Origin of the sequence: Bradyrhizobium ontarionense, assembly GCF_021088345.1 — a bacterium.
GTDB lineage: Bacteria > Pseudomonadota > Alphaproteobacteria > Rhizobiales > Xanthobacteraceae > Bradyrhizobium > Bradyrhizobium ontarionense.
In genome coordinates this window covers 7,001,246-7,017,773 of record NZ_CP088156.1, presented here as the reverse complement: position 1 = coordinate 7,017,773, position 16,528 = coordinate 7,001,246, and the positions used below count along the sequence as shown (strand labels likewise).

The following is a 16,528-nucleotide window of genomic DNA, read 5'->3' as shown; positions in this document are numbered from 1 at the left end:
CCACGCACGACGCGACGTCATAAGTAAAAAACAAACGGAGGAAAGTCCCATGAGAGAAGTCGATCGCCGCAACAAATACGACCGCCGCGTCTTTCTCAAGGGCGCGGCCTCGACCGTGCCTGCTGCCGCCGTGGCCTCCGCGACCGGCCTCGGTATCACCGATGCCTGGGCCGAGGATGCCAAGGCGCTGACGCCGGCAACCCTGAAGACGCTGGTCAAGGTCGCACGCGACATCTACCCGCACGACTTCCTCGCCGACCGCTACTACATCACTGCGGTCAAGCCGTGGGACGACAAGGCGGCCGAGGACGCCGCCGTCAAGGCGATGATCAACGATGGCGTCGCCCGGCTCGACCAGGATGCGCGCGACCGCCACAAGGTGCCGTATGCGCAGGTGCCGTGGGAGGCCGACCGCGTTACGCTGCTTCAGGGCATCGAGCAGACGACCTTCTTCAAGACCATCCGCGGCGACCTCGTGGTGTCGCTCTACAATCAGAAGGAGCTCTGGCCGAAATTCGGCTACGAGGGCTCTTCCGCCGAGCATGGCGGCTACATCAACCGTGGCTTCTCCGACATCGACTGGCTGCCGAAAGCCTGACGCCGTCGAACAACAGACAACACGGAGGAAACCACCATGGCAAAATTCGATCAGAACGATTCGAGCGTCGTCGTCATCATCGGCTCAGGGGCCGGCGGCGGCACGCTCGGCAACGAGCTCGCGCAGAAGGGCATCAAGGTCGTCATTCTCGAAGCCGGCAATCGCTACGAGATTCCCGATTTCATCAACGACGAATGGGAGAGCTTCACCCAGCTCGCCTGGACCGACATGCGCACCACGTCCGGCACCTGGCGGGTGGCGAAAGATTTTGCCAACCTGCCGGCCTGGATCGTCAAGGCGGTCGGCGGCTCGACCGTGCACTGGGCCGGCGCCTCGCTGCGCTTCGACGAGCACGAGTTCAAGGCCCGCACCACCTATGGCGGCGTGCCCGGCACGAGCCTGTTGGATTGGCCGGTGACCTTGGCCGAGATGGAGCCGTGGTACGCCAAGGCCGAGTTCAAGATGGGCGTGACCCGCACCAACGACATTCCCGGCCTGCCCGGCAACAACAATTTCAAGGTGCTCGAGGCCGGTGCCCGGAAGCTCGGCTACAAGACTGTGCACACCGGCAACATGGCGATCAACTCGCAGCCGCGTGACGGCCGCGGCGCCTGTCAGCAGATCGGCTTCTGCTTCCAGGGCTGCAAGTCCGGTGCGAAATGGTCGACCTTGTACACCGAGATCCCGAAGGGCGAGGCCACCGGCAATCTCGAGGTGCGGTCCGGCAGCATGGCGATCAAGATCGAGCATGACACCTCGGGCAAGGTCACCGGCGTGGTCTATGCCGACGGCCAGGGCAAGATGCAGCTGCAGAAGGCCCGCATCGTCGCGGTCGCCGGCAACTCGATCGAGAGCCCGCGGCTCTTGCTCAACAGCGCCTCCAACCTGTTCCCGGATGGCCTCGCCAACTCCTCCGGCCAGGTCGGCCGCAACTACATGCGGCACATGACCGGCAGCGTCTACGCGACCTTCGAGCAGCCGGTGCACATGTATCGCGGCACCACGATGGCCGGCATCGTCCGCGACGAGGCGGCGTTCAATCCGAAGCGCGGCTTCGTCGGCGGCTATGAGATGGAGACCTTGTCGCTCGGCCTGCCGTTCATGGCGGCGTTCCTCAATCCCGGCGCCTGGGGCCGCAGCTTCACCGCGGCGATGGAGACCTATCCGCGCATGGCCGGCATGTGGCTGGTCGGCGAGGACATGCCGCAGGAGACCAACCGCATCACGCTCGATCCGGCCGCCAAGGACAAGTTCGGCATGCCGGTGGCCTCAGTGCATTTCGACGACCATCCCAACGACGTCGCGATGCGCGCCCACGCCTACAAGCAGGGAAGCGCGATCTACGAGGCGGTCGGCGCCACCGTGACCTATCCGACCACGCCCTATCCCTCGACGCACAATCTCGGCACCAACCGGATGAGCGAGAAGGCCAAGGACGGCGTCGTCAACAAGTTCGGCCAGACCCACGACGTCAAGAACCTGTTCGTGTCAGACGGCAGCCAGTTCACCACGGGCGCTGCGTGCAACCCGACCTTGACAATCGTGGCGCTGGCGATCCGCCAGGCCGACTACATCGCAGGCGCGATGCAGAAGAAGGAGATTTGATCAGCAACGCTTCATGGGTGCACACCTCACCCACCGCGAACGCTGTCAGCGCCTCCCCCGCTTGCGGGGCGAGACGGGCGAAGCTCGCTCTGAGAGCTCGCATCGCATCGCAGATGCGATGCGGGTGGGGGAACGCTAAGGAAAGACTATCTTTGTGGCGCCCCCACCCCGCCCTCCCCCGCACGCGGGGGAGGGAGACGAGACAGCAGGCGTGTTGCTATTCCGCGGCGTCGAGGATCGCGCTGTCGGGGAATGGTGGCATCGCGGCGGTCGCCTTCGCCCGGTAGATCAAACAGGAGCAGCGCAGCAGCGACGCAAAATTCTTCACCTCGCCGTGATGATCGAGCACCTCGGCGTAGAGCGTGGTCACGAACTTGGCGAGGCTCATGCCCTCCTTGGCGGCGATCTCCTCGAGCGTGTCCCAGAACGCCATTTCGAGCCGGATCGAGGTGCTATGGCCGCCGATCCGCAGAGAGCGGGTCTGCGATGCATAATCGCGCTGAGGCTGGTGTGCGAACAGATGGCACATGGGTTTCCTCCGGCTGATCGTTATTTTTGCGAAACGATATACTGGCCCCGCCCGCCTCACAATCCCGTTGGAGAACGTGGCTTTCGCCTGCCGCACTGCATAAAAAACGCTATTCTCCCGGCCGCAATTGTGGCGCCGCGTCGACATCGCTCCGGGCCGCCGCCGCGGTTACAACAGCGCATCCGAATCTCACGGCAGTCCCGCCTCATGCCCGTCCGCCAGCTTCCCGAACAGGTCATCAACCGCATCGCCGCCGGCGAGGTGGTCGAGCGGCCCGCGAGCGTGGTCAAGGAGCTGGTCGAGAACGCGATCGATGCCGGCGCCAGCCGGATCGACATCTTCACCGACGGCGGCGGGCGGCGGAAGATCGCGATCACCGACGATGGTGGCGGCATGACCGCGGCGGATCTGGCGCTCGCGGTGGAGCGCCACGCCACCTCCAAGCTCGACGACGAAGACCTGCTGCAGATCCGCACGCTCGGGTTCCGCGGCGAGGCGCTGCCCTCGATCGGCTCGGTGGCGCGGCTGTCGATCACGACGCGGCACAAAAGCGAGCCGCATGCCTGGGCGCTCGCGGTGGATTGCGGCGCGAAATCGCCGATCGTTCCGGCAGCCCTCAACCAGGGCACCCGCGTCGAGGTCGCCGACCTCTTTCACGCCACGCCGGCGCGGCTGAAGTTCCTCAAGACCGACCGCACCGAGGCCGAGGCGATCCGCGAAGTCGTGCGTCGCCTGGCGATGGCGCGGCCCGATATCGCCTTCACGCTTGCCGGCGAAGAGCGCGCTCCGGTCACCTGGACCGCCGCATTGCCTGGCGCACCGGGCCAGCTCACGCGGCTCGGCGACATCCTGGGCGCCGACTTCCGCAGCCATGCGATCGCGGTGCGCAGCGAGCGTGACAGCGTCGCGGTCGAAGGCTTTGCCGCCGCGCCTGCGCTCACGCGCGCCAACGCGCTCGGGCAGTATCTGTTCGTCAACGGCCGTCCGGTGCGCGACAAGCTGATCCTCGGCGCCGTGCGCGCGGCCTATGCCGACTACCTGCCGCGCGACCGCCATCCGGTCGTGGCGCTGTTCGTGACGCTCGATCCGCGCGAGGTCGATGCCAACGTGCATCCGGCCAAGACCGAGGTGCGCTTCCGCAATGCCGGCCTGGTTCGCGCGCTGATCGTGCACGCGCTGAAGGAAGGTCTCGCGCGTGAGGGGCGGCGCACGGCGGCCAATGACGGCGGCGCGACCATCGCCGCCTTCCGTCCGGCCTTCGGGCCGTCGCGCCCCAACCTTGGTGCGGTCAACTGGGATTGGCAGCGCTCGCCGTCGATGCCGGTCGCGCCGATGCCGCACTTCGGCGGCTCGTTCCCGTCGGCCGCACCCTCGGCGTCTCCCACCCCATTTGGTCTCGCCGAATCCTCGCAGGCCGCGTTCGACGTCGGTACGCCCAGCGCCGATCTGCGCCTGCACGAGCAGCCGGCCGCGCCCGATTTGCTCGACCGTCCGCTCGGCGCCGCGCGCACGCAGATCCACGACACCTACATCGTGGCACAGACGCGCGACGGCCTCGTCATCGTCGACCAGCACGCAGCCCATGAGCGCATCGTCTATGAGCGGCTGAAGGCCTCGCTCGCCGCCCACGGCGTACAGCGCCAGATCCTGCTGATCCCCGACATCGTCGAGCTCGACGAGGCGACCGTCGAGGCGCTGCTTTCGCGCACCGACGAGCTGTCCTCGTTCGGGCTTGTGATCGAGTCGTTCGGACCCGGCGCGGTCGCGGTGCGCGAGACGCCGTCGCTGCTCGGCAAGATCAATGCGGCGGGGCTGCTGCGCGATCTCGCCGAGCACATGGAGGAATGGGGCGAGGCGCTGCCGCTGGAGCGCCGCCTGATGCACGTCGCCGCCACCATGGCCTGCCACGGCTCGGTGCGCGCCGGCCGCCGCCTCAAGCCGGAGGAGATGAACGCGCTACTCCGCGAGATGGAGGACACGCCGAACTCCGGCCAGTGCAATCACGGCCGCCCGACCTATGTCGAGCTCAAGCTCGCCGATGTCGAGAAGCTGTTCGGGCGGAGATAGCGAAGCTGCAACGACTCATTCAGTCGTCATGCCCCGCGCAGGCGGGGCATCCAGTATTCCAGAGACGTCAGTCGTTCTCACCAACGGCGCGGCGTACTGGATCGTCAGCCTGCGCGGACGATGACAGCGAAGGGCGATGAGAGATTGCGGCGCGCCTCAGGCAAAACGCAAGAACACGAACTCGGTGTCGTCATAGGCGCGGCGCTCCAGCTCCGCGAAGCCCTCGGGCGCCTTGAACGCGGCGGCCTTGGACTCTTCGACGACGAGAAGCGCCGACGGCACGAGCCAGCCGCCGTCCCGCAACGACACCAGCGCCTTCTCGGCCAGGCCCTTGCCATAGGGCGGGTCGAGGAACACGAGGGAGAACGGTTCGACCGGATGCGCTGGACCGAGATCGGCCGCATCGCGGCGATAGACCTTGGTGACGCCGCCGAGACCGAGCGCTTCGACATTGTTGCGCAGCAGCGCCCGCGCCTCGGCGCCATTGTCGACGAACAGCGTGAACGCCGCGCCGCGCGACACCGCCTCGATGCCGAGCGCGCCGGTGCCGGCGAACAGGTCGAGCACGCGCGCGCCGTCGATCGGGTCGTCGTAGGCGTGCGCGAGGATATTGAAGAGCGACTCGCGCAGGCGATCCTGCGTCGGCCTGATCTCGCCCGACGCAGGCGACGCGATGTTGCGGCCTCTCAGCCGTCCACCGACGACACGCATCGAGAAGCCCTACTCGTCCTGCGGCTTGATATCGCGCTTGCCGTGATAGCCGCGCTTCGGCCGGCGCGGCGGACCATAGCCGGCCGACTCGGCCTCATTGCGCGCGCGCGCCTCGTCGCTGCCGGTGCGCTGAACCAGGACGCGGCGGCCCTTGCGATCGGCGACCACCTCGCGCTTCGGCTTGGGCTTCGGATCCGGCAGTGGCTCGCGATCGGCCTTGCTCCCGCCCGGCCCGAGATCGGCGCCCGACTGCGCGATCACCTTCTCGCCGAGCTGCTCGCGCAGCACCCGCGTCTTGACCTCCTGCACCTCGCCCTCGGCGAGCTCCAGCAGCTGGAACGGACCATAGGACACGCGGATCAGCCGGTTCACCTCGAGGCCGAGATGGGCGAGCACGTTGCGCACCTCGCGGTTCTTGCCCTCGCGGATCGCAACGACCAGCCAGACATTGGCGCCCTGGTCGCGTTCCAGCGTCGCCTCGATCGGTCCGTATTTGACGCCGTCGACCTCGACGCCTGCGGCGAGCTGATCGAGCTGCGCCTGCGTGATCTCGCCATGGGCGCGCACGCGATAGCGCCGCGTCCAGCCAGTGTCCGGCAGCTCGAGCACACGCGCCAGCCCACCGTCATTGGTGAGCAGCAGCAGCCCCTCGGTGTTGAAGTCGAGCCGTCCGATCGAGATCAGGCGCGGCAGCGCTTCGGGCAGATTGTCGAACACCGTCGGCCGCCCCTCGGGGTCGCTGTGGGTCGTCATCAGGCCGCGCGGCTTGTGATAGAGGAACAGCCGCGTGCGTTCGCGCTCCGGCAACGGCGCGCCGTCGACCTGGATGACGTCGTTCTCGGTGACGTCGAGCGCCGGCGAATTGATGATGCGGCCGTTCACGGTGACGCGGCCCTGCGTGATCATCTCCTCGGCGTCGCGGCGCGAGGCGAGCCCTGCCCGCGCCAGAACCTTGGCGATGCGATCGCCGGGCTTCTTCGGCTGGGCAGGCTCGGCCACAGGGCGTGGGGTGCGCTTGTCGGTGTCCGGCTTGCGCTCGCGATAGGCGCCACGGCCGCCGAACGCCGGACGCTTGGCGAAGACCCGGCTCTCGTCCTCATTGTCGCGGCGCGGCCGGTCGGCGAAATCACCGCCGCGGCGCTCGCCGCGCGGATGCTCCTGCCAGTCGCTGCGGCCCTCGGGGCGCTGACGCGGACGATCGAACTTGCGGTCGTCGCCGCGATCGCGTGGCCGGTCGAATTTCGGACGGTCGGACGCGGGGCGGTCGGATCTCGGACGGTCGAATTTGGGACGATCGGAGCCAGAACGATCGGAGCTGGGGCGATCGAACTTCGGACGATCGAACTTGGGACGATCGAATTTAGGGCGGTCCTCGCGTGGCCGATCGGAGCGCGGCCGGTCGAAGCTGCGGGCGCCATCGCGGGGCGGGCGGGCGCTGCGCTCCGGACGATCGCCCCCCTCGGCCCGCTTCTGCCAGGGCTTGGACTCGCCGCGGTCGGGACGATCGCCGAATTCCTTGCGTGGGCCGCGCGGACCGGCACCGAACTTGCGCTCACCACGTTCGCCATCGGCACCGCGGGAGAACGTCTTCTCGCCGCCGAACTTGCGCTCCGGCCGATCGCCGCTGCGCTGAGGACGGTCGCCGAAGCTCTTCGCCGGACGCGAACGGTCGCGCGCACCCTCGCCGCGCGGCGTGTACGGGCGCTTGTCGCCGTCGCGCTCCCGCGCCGCATAGGGCTTGCGCTCACCAAACTTCCGCTCGGACGAGCGCGCCGCAGGACGGGCGTCGTCGCGATCGGCGCGCGGCGTAAAGGGACGCTTGCTGCCCCCGCCAGCGTCGCGGTCGAATTTCGGCCGGTCACCGCGCGGCTTGAAGGCGCGCTTCTCACCGTCCTCGCCCCGCGGCGGACGCGCAGCAAACGGCCGATCGCCGCGCGGGCGCTCGTCGCGATTGAATTTCGGTTTGTCGCCAAAGGATTTGCCGCCAAAGGATTTGCGCGGCGCAGCGCCGTCCTCGCGACGGCGTGGCGCGCGGCCCTCGTCGAACGACCGCTTGTCGCCGTCGCGCTTTACGAAGCTCTTGCCGCCCGCGCCTGCAGCCCCTGCACCACGCTTGGCAAATTTCTTCTCGGGCCCACGCGCGGCGCCCGATCGTCCCTTGTCGCCGCCAGACCGCGCCCGCGGGGGCCGGTCGGGACGGCCACGGGAATCGTTGTCTTTGTCGGAGTCGCGGGGCATGAAGGTCTCACTTTGAGGTGCAGGACGTGGCGTGATACGCGCGCTCTGAGCAGCGCATGTCACGCGGGAAATCGAGGTCCGGTTTTGCTGAAGGGCGATGCAGTAGCAGACTTGTCCGGGTATTACGAGCCATGAAAGCTCCCTCTTTCATGGATTTGGCGCTGAAAGCGGCCGAATCGGCCGCAATTTCCGGCGAGGTCCCGATCGGCTGCGTCGTCGTGCGCGACCACCAGGTCATCGCCACCGCCGCCAACCGGACCCTGACCGACCGCGATCCGACCGCCCATGCCGAGATCCTGGCGCTGCGGCAGGCCGCGCACGCGATCGGGAGCGAGCGGCTGATCGACTGCGATCTCTACGTCACGCTGGAGCCGTGCACGATGTGCGCGGGCGCGATCTCGTTTGCCCGCATCCGCAGGCTTTATTACGGCGCGGCCGACCCGAAGGGTGGCGCGGTGGAATCCGGCGTGCGCTTCTTCGCACAGCCGACGTGCCATCACGCGCCGGAGGTCTATTCGGCGGTCGGCGAGCAGCAGGCGGCGCAGATGCTGAAGGAGTTCTTCAAGGCACGGCGGTGACCGCGGATTCTATTCCGCCGCCTCGCTACGCAGCGCTCGGAAGTTCAGACGTACGGGAAGTCTGCTGACGCCACTCATGAACGGCGACTGCACGCGGCGCACCCGCCCGGTCAGTTCGATGCGATCGGTCCGTTGCAGCAGCGCCGCGAACAAGGCGCGCATCTGCATCCGCGCCAGCTGCAGCCCCATGCAGATATGCGGTCCGCGGCCGAAGGCGATATGCGGGTTCGGGCTGCGATCGATCCGGAATGCATTCGCCTCGGCGAACACCGCCTCGTCGCGATTGGCGGAATGGAAGAACAACGCCAGCGCCTCGCCTTCGCGAATGGGCTGGCCCGCAACCTCGGTGTCGCAGACCGCCGTCCGCATGAAATGCCGCACCGGCGTGGTCCAGCGCAGCATCTCCTCGATGGCGCTGTCGAGCAGCTCCGGCTCGGCGCGCAGCCTGGCCATCTGGTCGGGCGCCGCCAGCAGCGCCTCGAGGCCGCCGGCCAAGGCGAGCGCGGTCGTATCGTGGCCAGCCGTCACCAGCAGGATGAAGTAGGAGATCAGCTCGTAGTGCGGCATGGCCGCGCCATGCGGCTCGGCATGCGCAATCAGGCTGGCGAGATCGTCGCGCGGCTTGGCGCGGCGATCGGCGACGACCGCTTCGAAATAGTCGCGCAGCGCCAGCATCGCCATGCGCATCGTGTCGCCGGGCGACTCCGCGAGGCGCCGCTGCGGATCCTCGGCGCCCACGAAGGCCTGGGCGAGCCGTGCAAGCCGCGCATCGTCGGCCTCAGGCGTGCCCAGCATGCGGCCAATCACCCGGAAGGTGAAAGGCAGCGCAACGTCGACAGCGAAATCGAAGCTGCGCACGCGCGAGGCAACGCGGTCGATCATTTCGGCCGCCCAGTGCGCCAGCCACAGCTCCGTCTCGCGCAAGGCCGGCGGCGCAAAGGCGCCCTGGATGAGGGCACGATAGGCGCCGTGATCCGGCGGATCCATCTCGGTCAGGCTGCGCACGAGTTGTGGCTTGCCGGTGACACGCTGCAGCACGGCCTCCGAGGTCTCGCTGGCGAGATAGGTCCGGGGCCCCGCCGCAAACTCCCCGCCGCGCGTCTCGATCGACAAGATGTCGGCGTAGCGCGTGACGGCCCGGAACGGGCGCACGCCCGGACGTTCCACCCAATGCAGCGGCGCTTGCTGGCGCAGAAGCGCGCAGGCACTTTCCAGCCGCGTGGGGCTGGCGTGACCTCGCGAGGAGATCACGACGTCCACGGCGCGGTCGATCGCGACGCTGCGGCGATCGGTCTGCGAAGATGACGACGGAGCAACCGACATCAGTGCGACGGACTCGCCATCGGCTGTGCAGCTTCGGGCCTGCGCCGCACCAAGAGCGTGAACTCCTTCATGCCATAGTTGCTGACGACCTCGACCTGCGCTGCAAGTTCATTTTCACAATAGGCCGTCCAGGCGTCCGGCGTGCTCCGATAGAGGCGCGACGCCGTCGGATCGCCATCCATGTCGCCGTCACCTGCCTGCATGAAGTTGACACTGAAGCCGCACCCGCTGGTCGCGAACATGCGCTGCAACATCGCCTTGACGTAATCTTCCCAGGCCGGGCGCGAATAGCCGACATTGACGTTCATGATGCCCGAAGCGACCGAGTAGTCGGCGATGCGCGGGCTGTCAGACGCAACGACGAAACGTCGTTGCGGTCCGGAAAAGCGTCGACGTGCGCGACCGATCATGGCCCGGGACAGGTCGATGCCGAGATAGTCGATCTCGCACGAAGGAAAGCGCGCGGCAAGAAACGGCACCAGCGCGCCATAGCCGCAGCCGATGTCATTGAGGCTGAAGGGTGCGGACGCATCGCACAGCTTCATCAGCTGCACGAAGCGCAGGCCCTGTGTCGCCTCGCACGACCAGTCGACACCGCGTGGCGTCGCGCCATGACGCGCGACGCACGCAGTGTAGTAGGCATCGACACCGGAGCAGATGGCATCGAGCGAGGATTGACCAGGCTCGATGACGCTGTCCGCGGTCCCCCTCATTTCTTGCCGCGCTTCTGGACGCGCCTTGCCCGGGCAGTCTCGGCCGCCTGCTTGCGTGCTTCACGACCGGGAGTCGTCGGGATCGAGACGATGACGTGTGTGTCGAGAGAAAAAATGATCGGGCGCCCTTCCGAAACGGTCACACGAGGATCTTCAGCCGCAGAGTGACAGATGATCGAGACAGGAATCGCCTTTTCAGACTCGAGATCATCCTTGAACGCCTGGATCACTCGATCATGACCGTTCACATTGGCTATGTCCGACGGATACGTCTTGAGAAAATCGAGAAATTTGTACCAGCGCCGCCGCTCGGACCAATCAGCGGGCACGATTCCAAGCAGAGCAAACGACTGTTGCAGACTATGACTCAGCGAGAACACCCCGAATTCCCTTTGCAACTCAACCATTTCAGCCAAAGCCTCAGCGTCGAACCGCTTGTTGAGCTGCACGACGATATCAAGCGTCGTACTGTCCTTAATCATCGCGCCCATTTGTCATCCCCTAATTAAATGATCACGTTAAACAACGGTACTTTGCGCGAATCACCCGGCACGTTCAAGGGTGGATCGCAGCTCCATCAACAGCGGTCGATAAAGCCCGGCAGCCGAAACATCCAACAAGCGCTCCGACCGTTCTAACAAGTCGCGCGCCTCTTTGTCGTTGCGAAGCGCAGAGCTCGACGCGCGAACGAGGCCGCGCAGCAGCGATCCCTGCAACTCGGCGATACGATCCGTCCGGCGCCGACCGAGATCGATCGCTTGCTGAGAGACATCGAGCGCCTCGTCGAGGCGGCCGGCGCGGAAGAGCAGATCAGCGTAACCAGCAAGCATGCGCGCCTCGAAATCCAGGGCCGCTTTGACCCGACGCGCGAAGGCAATCGTGTCATGCAGCCTGTCGATGGCAGCGGCCAGATCGTCAGCAACCGCGTCCGAAAGGCTGAGGCAAAACAGGGACAGAACGCGAATATAGGGCATACCTGATTGTTCGGCGATGTCGGCCACGCAGGCGGCGTGCCGGCGCAGCAGATCGTCATCACCGCGCGCCCAGGCCAGCTCGACCGACGCGAAATGCGGGATGAAGCGCACCACGGGCGCCATCTCTGCGTCGGCTCGCAAAAGCTCGTCCACGAGCGGATCAGCCTCGGCAAAACGCCCGAATTGAGCCAGGATGCGCGCCTTCAGACATTTGATCCAGTACTCGATGTCGAAACCGAGAAGCTGATTGGGATTCAAGCCCAACGTGACATTGCTGTCGAAACCTCCATATTCCGCGATCGCGGCGTACGCAGTCTCGACGGCACTCAATGCCTCGCTAAGGCGCCCCGACATGAAGAACGCCTGCGCGAGCATCGCATTGACCGTCGCATAAAGGCCGACGTCACCTTCCTCGAAGGTCAGCTTGACCGCGTTCTGCGCCAGATTGACGTAGTCGTCGACTGCACCGGTCGAGGCGAGGACCCGCCCGTAAGCGCCGATCACGAGCGGCTCATGCATCTTGTCCGAGGAACGGGCATAGCGCAGCGCCTCTTCGGCAAAAGGCCTGACCTCATCGGCGGAGATGCCCTCGCGCCATCCGCAGTTGAGAATCTGGGCGCTGGCCAGCGCACGCAGGCGGTCGACGTGCTCCGATTGCGGCAGCGCCTGCAGCATGGCGCGAACCTTCTTCCACAGCCGCAGTGCTTCCGTCGTATTAGTGCGGCCGATCCACCGCGCCGCGCGCTGCAGATGCTCGACGGCCTGCATTGTCTGGCCGGCGAACTCGTAGTGCGAGGCGATCAGGGCTGCGAACTCGTCCTGGCTGCCCCAATCGAGCGCCTCGATGGCCTTCGCGACGGCCGCGTGCACCGTGCTCAGGCGCGAGCGCAGCTGCATCGCATACGCCACTTCCTGAATCAGCGGATGGCGGAAGGCGAGCACGCCCATGTCGAACGGCGGCAAGTCGTAGAGAAGATCGGCCTGTCTCAGCTGAGCCAGCGCATCGAACAGCTCGGCATCGGCGAGCCCCGTCACCGGCCTGAGCACGGCGAGCGCCACCGAGCGGCCGATCACGGCCGCCGTCTCCAGCACGTTCTTGGCGGGCTCGCTCAGCCGATCGATGCGCGCAGCCACGACCGCATGCACGGTCGGCGGCAGCGGAATGGCCCCCACGCCGCCCCTAAGCCGGTAGGCGCCGCGCTCACCCTCGAAGCCGCCACTCTCCGAGACCGCGCTGGCCAACTCCTCGAGGAAGAACGGATTGCCCTGCGCCCGTTCGACGACGTCGCCGGCAAGCGCTTCCAGCGACGGGTCGTCGCCGAAGACGCTACGCAGCAGCTCGCGCGCCTCGGCGGAGGCTAGCGGGACGATGTGCAGTTCGTGGAATGCGGCCCGCTGCATGAAGGACGCGGCGAAGCCGGGCCTGTAGTTCACGACCAGGAGCGTCTTGGTGCCGATGGTGGCCTCCGCCAGCGCCTCGACGAACTCCTCGCTCGCCTCGTCGATCCAATGCAGGTCCTCGATCATGATCACCGTGGCGCCGTCGGCCGGCGCCGAGCGGAACAACGTCTTGAATACATTCAGAAGGCGAGTCTTGAACACGCCGGGATCGAGCCGGAGCGCCGGACGGGTCGGATCGGCCAGACCCATGAAATCCAGCAGCAGGACCAGCGCGGTATCGGGCGCGCCGATGGCTTCCAGCTTCTCGACCACGCGCTGACGCGAGATCTCGACCGGGTCCTTTGTCTTGATGCCGAAGAAGTCGCGCAACAATTCGAGCACCGGCTGGAACGGCGTGGCGCGGCCGTGCGCCAGCACGCGCGCCTCGTGGACGCGGATGCCCTGGCGGCGACAACTCTCGGCAAACTCGAAGCAGAGACGGCTCTTGCCGATGCCGGCTTCACCGACGATTCCGACCACCGCGCCCCTCGCCGCCAGCACGTCTTCGAGCTCTCGTTCGAGAACCCGGAGCTGAGCATCGCGCCCGATGAGCGGCAACAGGCGCTGGCCGCTGCGGAAGACATCGCTCGCCGGCGCATTGAGGCGACCGATCAGCTTGTAGATCGCAACCGGCGTGGATATGCCGCGGACGGTGTGGATACCGAGCGGCTCGGCTTCGACGAATTGCCGCGCGCCGGTGTACGTCTCCTTGGTGATCAGGATCGCCCCCGGCTCGGCCATGTGCTCCAGACGGTTAGCCAGATGAACGTTGGCGCCGGCCGCGTCATAGGTCTGGTACATGCTGTTTTCGACGACCTGGACGATCACCTCGCCGGTGTGCAGCCCGACGCGGACCTGCAGATGCGGATCAGCCAGGCGGGCGATCGAGTCCTGCATCGCCAGCGCACCGAGACAGCCGCGGACCGCATGATCCTCATGCGGCACCGGTGCGCCGAACAGCGCCATGACTCCGTCGCCCTGCGTCTTGTTGACGACGCCATCGTAGCGGTGAACGGCCTCCTTCATGAGGTTGAGCACCGGATCGAGCCGCTGCATCGCAAGCTCGGGATCGCCGAGACTGTCGATCAGCTCGGTCGAATCACGAATGTCAGCAAACAGGATGGTGAGGCGCTTGCGCTCTCCGCCCTTGCTGCTCAGGTTCCGCAGCACGCGCTGGGCGGTCTGATCGGGCGGAGCGAGCCGCCCCGGCAGCGGCGAGCCACATTGGCCGCAGAAGCGATTCGACAGGCCGTTCGTATGATTGCACGCCTCGCATCTGAGGCCGAGCGGCTCTCCGCAGACCTCGCACGAGGCGCGCCCCGGCAGATTCTGCTTTCCGCACCGCGCGCATTCCATGGCCCCTCCGTTCCACGGCGGAACTGATTCATCCCATAAGGCATGACCCTAGGGAACTGCCACAATTTTCGCGCGAAAAATAGCCTGGAGTGCTCAGATCAGCATCCGACTGGCGTTGGAATCGACCCGGCCATCGCCGGCCAGGGCGGAGACATCTCGCCTCAGCTGTTGCCGCGCTCCTGCGCCAGCGCCTGCCAGGCGATGTCGCGGCGACAAAAACCATCCGGCCACCTGATGAAGTCCACCGCCTGATAGGCCCGGGCCTGCGCCTCGGTGACGGTCTTCCCGGAGGCGCAGACGTTGAGGACGCGTCCGCCATTGGCCAGGATCGCGCCATCCTTGGCCACGGTGCCGGCATGGAAGATCTCCACGCCGTCGACCTTCGCCGCCTCGTCCAGTCCCGCGATGACGCTGCCCTTGCTATAGTCGCCGGGATAGCCGTTCGCCGCCATCACGACGGTCACTGCGGCGTCCGGAAACCAGCGCAGATCGAAATTCTTCAACTGCCCGTCGCACGCCGCCAGAAGCGCCGGCACCAGATCCGACATCATGCGCAACATCAGCACCTGGCATTCCGGATCGCCGAAGCGCACGTTGTATTCGAACAGCTTCGGCCCCTCCGCGGTCAGCATCAGGCCGGCATAGAGCACGCCCTTGAAGGGCGTGCCGCGCGCATTCATGCCGGCGATGGTCGGCAGAATGACCCGATCCATGATCTGGTCATGGATGGCCTGAGTGACGAACGGCGTCGGCGAATACGCGCCCATGCCGCCGGTGTTGGGTCCCTGGTCGTGATCGAACACCCGCTTGTGGTCCTGCGCCGAGGCCAGCGGAATTGCGGTCTCGCCATCGCACAGCGCGAAGAACGAGACCTCGCGGCCTTCGAGATATTCCTCGATGACGACCTCCGCGCCGGCCACGCCAAAGCCGCCATCGAACATCATCCTGACGGCGTCCTCCGCCTCCGCCAGCGTCCTGGCCACCACGACGCCCTTGCCCGCGGCCAGTCCGTCCGCCTTGACGACGATCGGCGCCCCCTGGTCGCGCACATAGGCCAGCGCCTCCGGAGCATTGTCGAACCGCCCATAGGCGCCGGTCGGAATGCCGTATTCGCTGCAAAGATCCTTGGTGAAGCCCTTGGAGCCTTCGAGCTGAGCCGCGAGCTTGCTCGGTCCGAACGCCTTGATGCCGGCCGTCTCGAGATCGTCGACGATGCCGGCAGCGAGCGGCGTCTCGGGGCCGACCACCACCAGATCGACCTTGTTCGCCCTGCAGAAATCGATCACCGCCGCATGATCGGCGACGTCGAGCGCGACACATTCGGCTTCCCGGGCGATCCCCGCATTGCCGGGTGCACACCAGAGCTTGGTCAGCAGCGGAGAGCCGGCAATCTTCCAGGCGAGAGCGTGTTCGCGGCCGCCGGAGCCAATGAGGAGAATGTGCATATCTAACGCCGTCGCAGGGGATGAGAGTCGATTGGAGGCCCCAATTGCCCGGCCCTCGCAACGGAGTCAAATCATGGGTCGGGCGGCCTTGCGGCGGCCCCGGCGATGATTTCCTGCAGGCTCGCGACATGGCGGGCAAAGGCGGCGCGACCTGGCATGGTGGCCGTCACCGTGGTCTGCGGCTTCTTGCCGACGAAGGCCTTGTCGACCGCGACATAGCCGGCGCGCGCCAGCGTGTCGATATGGGCGCCGAGGTTGCCATCAGTGGCCGCCGTCAGCTTCTTCAGCCGGACGAATTCCAGCCCGGTGCCTGCCGGCAGGGCATTCAGGGCCGCCATGATCTTCAGCCGCAGCGGCTGGTGGATGATCTCGTCGAGCTCCGCCAATGCGTCAGCTCCGCCGCATCCACAGGCCGCCAACGATCAGGCCGCCGCCATTGACGAAGGCCATCCACAGCGGAAACGCCGCGCCGATGTAGACGTAGCCGATCAGGGTCAAGATGGTGACGCAGAGGCCGAACATCGTGAACGCGATGCCGAACCACAGGCCGGCGAGGCCGTAGAACAGCATGAAATAGATCGGCCAGAACGCGCCCATCTCACGCGGCCCGAAATGGCCGATCGTTTCGACGAAGAAACCGAAAGCAAAGAACATCACGAAGGCGAGCAGCGCCCTCAGATCGAAGCTGCGCATCCCCGAACGCGCCTTCTCCGCCGCCCCCAACAGGACCGACCCGGCCAGACCGAGGACATAGACCGACAGCCATGCCTTGTCCGCGTAGACGGGCGTCAGGTAGGTCACGAGATTGCCGGCAAACACCAGCGCGCCCCAGAGGATCATCAGCAGGCTGGACAGCCGGTAGATCTGCGACTGGCGCACGCGCTTCATCACATCCTCGATGTCATCAAGCGCACGTGCGGCTTCCAGGCTGTCGATCATGCGGCTTGAACC

General features: G+C 66.4%; 14 protein-coding genes. 4 read left to right on the top strand and 10 right to left on the bottom strand.

What is annotated here, in order from left to right; all coding sequences use genetic code 11:
* Positions 1–49: 49 nt before the first annotated feature.
* Positions 50–598, top strand: coding sequence for a gluconate 2-dehydrogenase subunit 3 family protein (locus tag LQG66_RS30630; RefSeq protein ID WP_231319551.1), 549 nt, complete (start codon positions 50–52; stop codon positions 596–598).
* 36 nt (positions 599–634) lie between these two features.
* Positions 635–2,203, top strand: a complete 1,569-nt coding sequence (locus LQG66_RS30625) for a GMC family oxidoreductase (RefSeq protein WP_231319550.1) — start codon at positions 635–637, stop codon at positions 2,201–2,203.
* A gap of 217 nt (positions 2,204–2,420) precedes the next feature.
* Here LQG66_RS30625 and LQG66_RS30620 read toward each other — a convergent pair whose 3' ends face one another.
* Entirely contained in the window at positions 2,421–2,732 is a 312-nt protein-coding gene (locus tag LQG66_RS30620) for a ribbon-helix-helix domain-containing protein (protein WP_231319549.1), read from the bottom strand.
* 207 nt (positions 2,733–2,939) lie between these two features.
* Here LQG66_RS30620 and mutL point away from each other — a divergent pair, with 207 nt between their 5' ends.
* Positions 2,940–4,799, top strand: coding sequence for a DNA mismatch repair endonuclease MutL (mutL, locus tag LQG66_RS30615; RefSeq protein ID WP_231319548.1), 1,860 nt, complete (start codon positions 2,940–2,942; stop codon positions 4,797–4,799).
* A 156-nt stretch (positions 4,800–4,955) separates the two neighbouring features.
* Here the strand turns inward: mutL and rsmD are convergent, their stop codons facing one another.
* Positions 4,956–5,510 (bottom strand): 16S rRNA (guanine(966)-N(2))-methyltransferase RsmD, encoded by a 555-nt coding sequence (gene rsmD / locus LQG66_RS30610; protein WP_231319547.1) that lies wholly within the window; start codon positions 5,508–5,510, stop codon positions 4,956–4,958.
* Positions 5,511–5,519: 9 nt separating this feature from the next.
* Positions 5,520–7,748 (bottom strand): pseudouridine synthase, encoded by a 2,229-nt coding sequence (locus tag LQG66_RS30605; protein WP_231319546.1) that lies wholly within the window; start codon positions 7,746–7,748, stop codon positions 5,520–5,522.
* A 131-nt stretch (positions 7,749–7,879) separates the two neighbouring features.
* Between LQG66_RS30605 and LQG66_RS30600 the strand changes: the two genes are divergently transcribed.
* Positions 7,880–8,326: a nucleoside deaminase gene (locus tag LQG66_RS30600; RefSeq protein ID WP_231319545.1), complete on the top strand. Its 447-nt coding sequence runs from the start codon at positions 7,880–7,882 to the stop codon at positions 8,324–8,326.
* A 9-nt stretch (positions 8,327–8,335) separates the two neighbouring features.
* On the opposite strand, the gene LQG66_RS30595 is transcribed toward LQG66_RS30600, so the two are convergent.
* The 7 genes from LQG66_RS30595 to LQG66_RS30565 all read right to left on the bottom strand — a co-directional run bounded on the left by LQG66_RS30595 (position 8,336) and on the right by LQG66_RS30565 (position 16,516).
* Entirely contained in the window at positions 8,336–9,649 is a 1,314-nt protein-coding gene (locus tag LQG66_RS30595; protein ID WP_231319544.1) for a cytochrome P450, read from the bottom strand.
* A complete protein-coding gene (locus LQG66_RS30590) occupies positions 9,649–10,362 on the bottom strand; it encodes a class I SAM-dependent methyltransferase (RefSeq protein ID WP_231319543.1) in 714 nt (237 codons plus the stop codon). The genes LQG66_RS30595 and LQG66_RS30590 overlap by 1 nt, the downstream gene beginning before the upstream one ends.
* Positions 10,359–10,853 carry a hypothetical protein gene (locus LQG66_RS30585; protein ID WP_231319542.1) on the bottom strand — a complete coding sequence of 165 codons (495 nt, stop codon included), beginning with the start codon at positions 10,851–10,853 and terminating at the stop codon, positions 10,359–10,361. The genes LQG66_RS30590 and LQG66_RS30585 overlap by 4 nt, the downstream gene beginning before the upstream one ends.
* 51 nt (positions 10,854–10,904) lie before the next feature.
* A complete protein-coding gene (locus LQG66_RS30580; protein ID WP_231319541.1) occupies positions 10,905–14,132 on the bottom strand; it encodes an adenylate/guanylate cyclase domain-containing protein in 3,228 nt (1,075 codons plus the stop codon).
* A gap of 161 nt (positions 14,133–14,293) precedes the next feature.
* A complete protein-coding gene (gene purD, locus LQG66_RS30575) occupies positions 14,294–15,577 on the bottom strand; it encodes a phosphoribosylamine--glycine ligase (RefSeq protein ID WP_231319540.1) in 1,284 nt (427 codons plus the stop codon).
* Between the two features lie 71 nt (positions 15,578–15,648).
* A complete protein-coding gene (locus LQG66_RS30570) occupies positions 15,649–15,963 on the bottom strand; it encodes a winged helix-turn-helix domain-containing protein (RefSeq protein ID WP_231319539.1) in 315 nt (104 codons plus the stop codon).
* A gap of 4 nt (positions 15,964–15,967) precedes the next feature.
* Positions 15,968–16,516 carry a hypothetical protein gene (locus LQG66_RS30565; protein WP_231319538.1) on the bottom strand — a complete coding sequence of 183 codons (549 nt, stop codon included), beginning with the start codon at positions 16,514–16,516 and terminating at the stop codon, positions 15,968–15,970.
* Between the last annotated feature and the right edge of the window lie 12 nt (positions 16,517–16,528).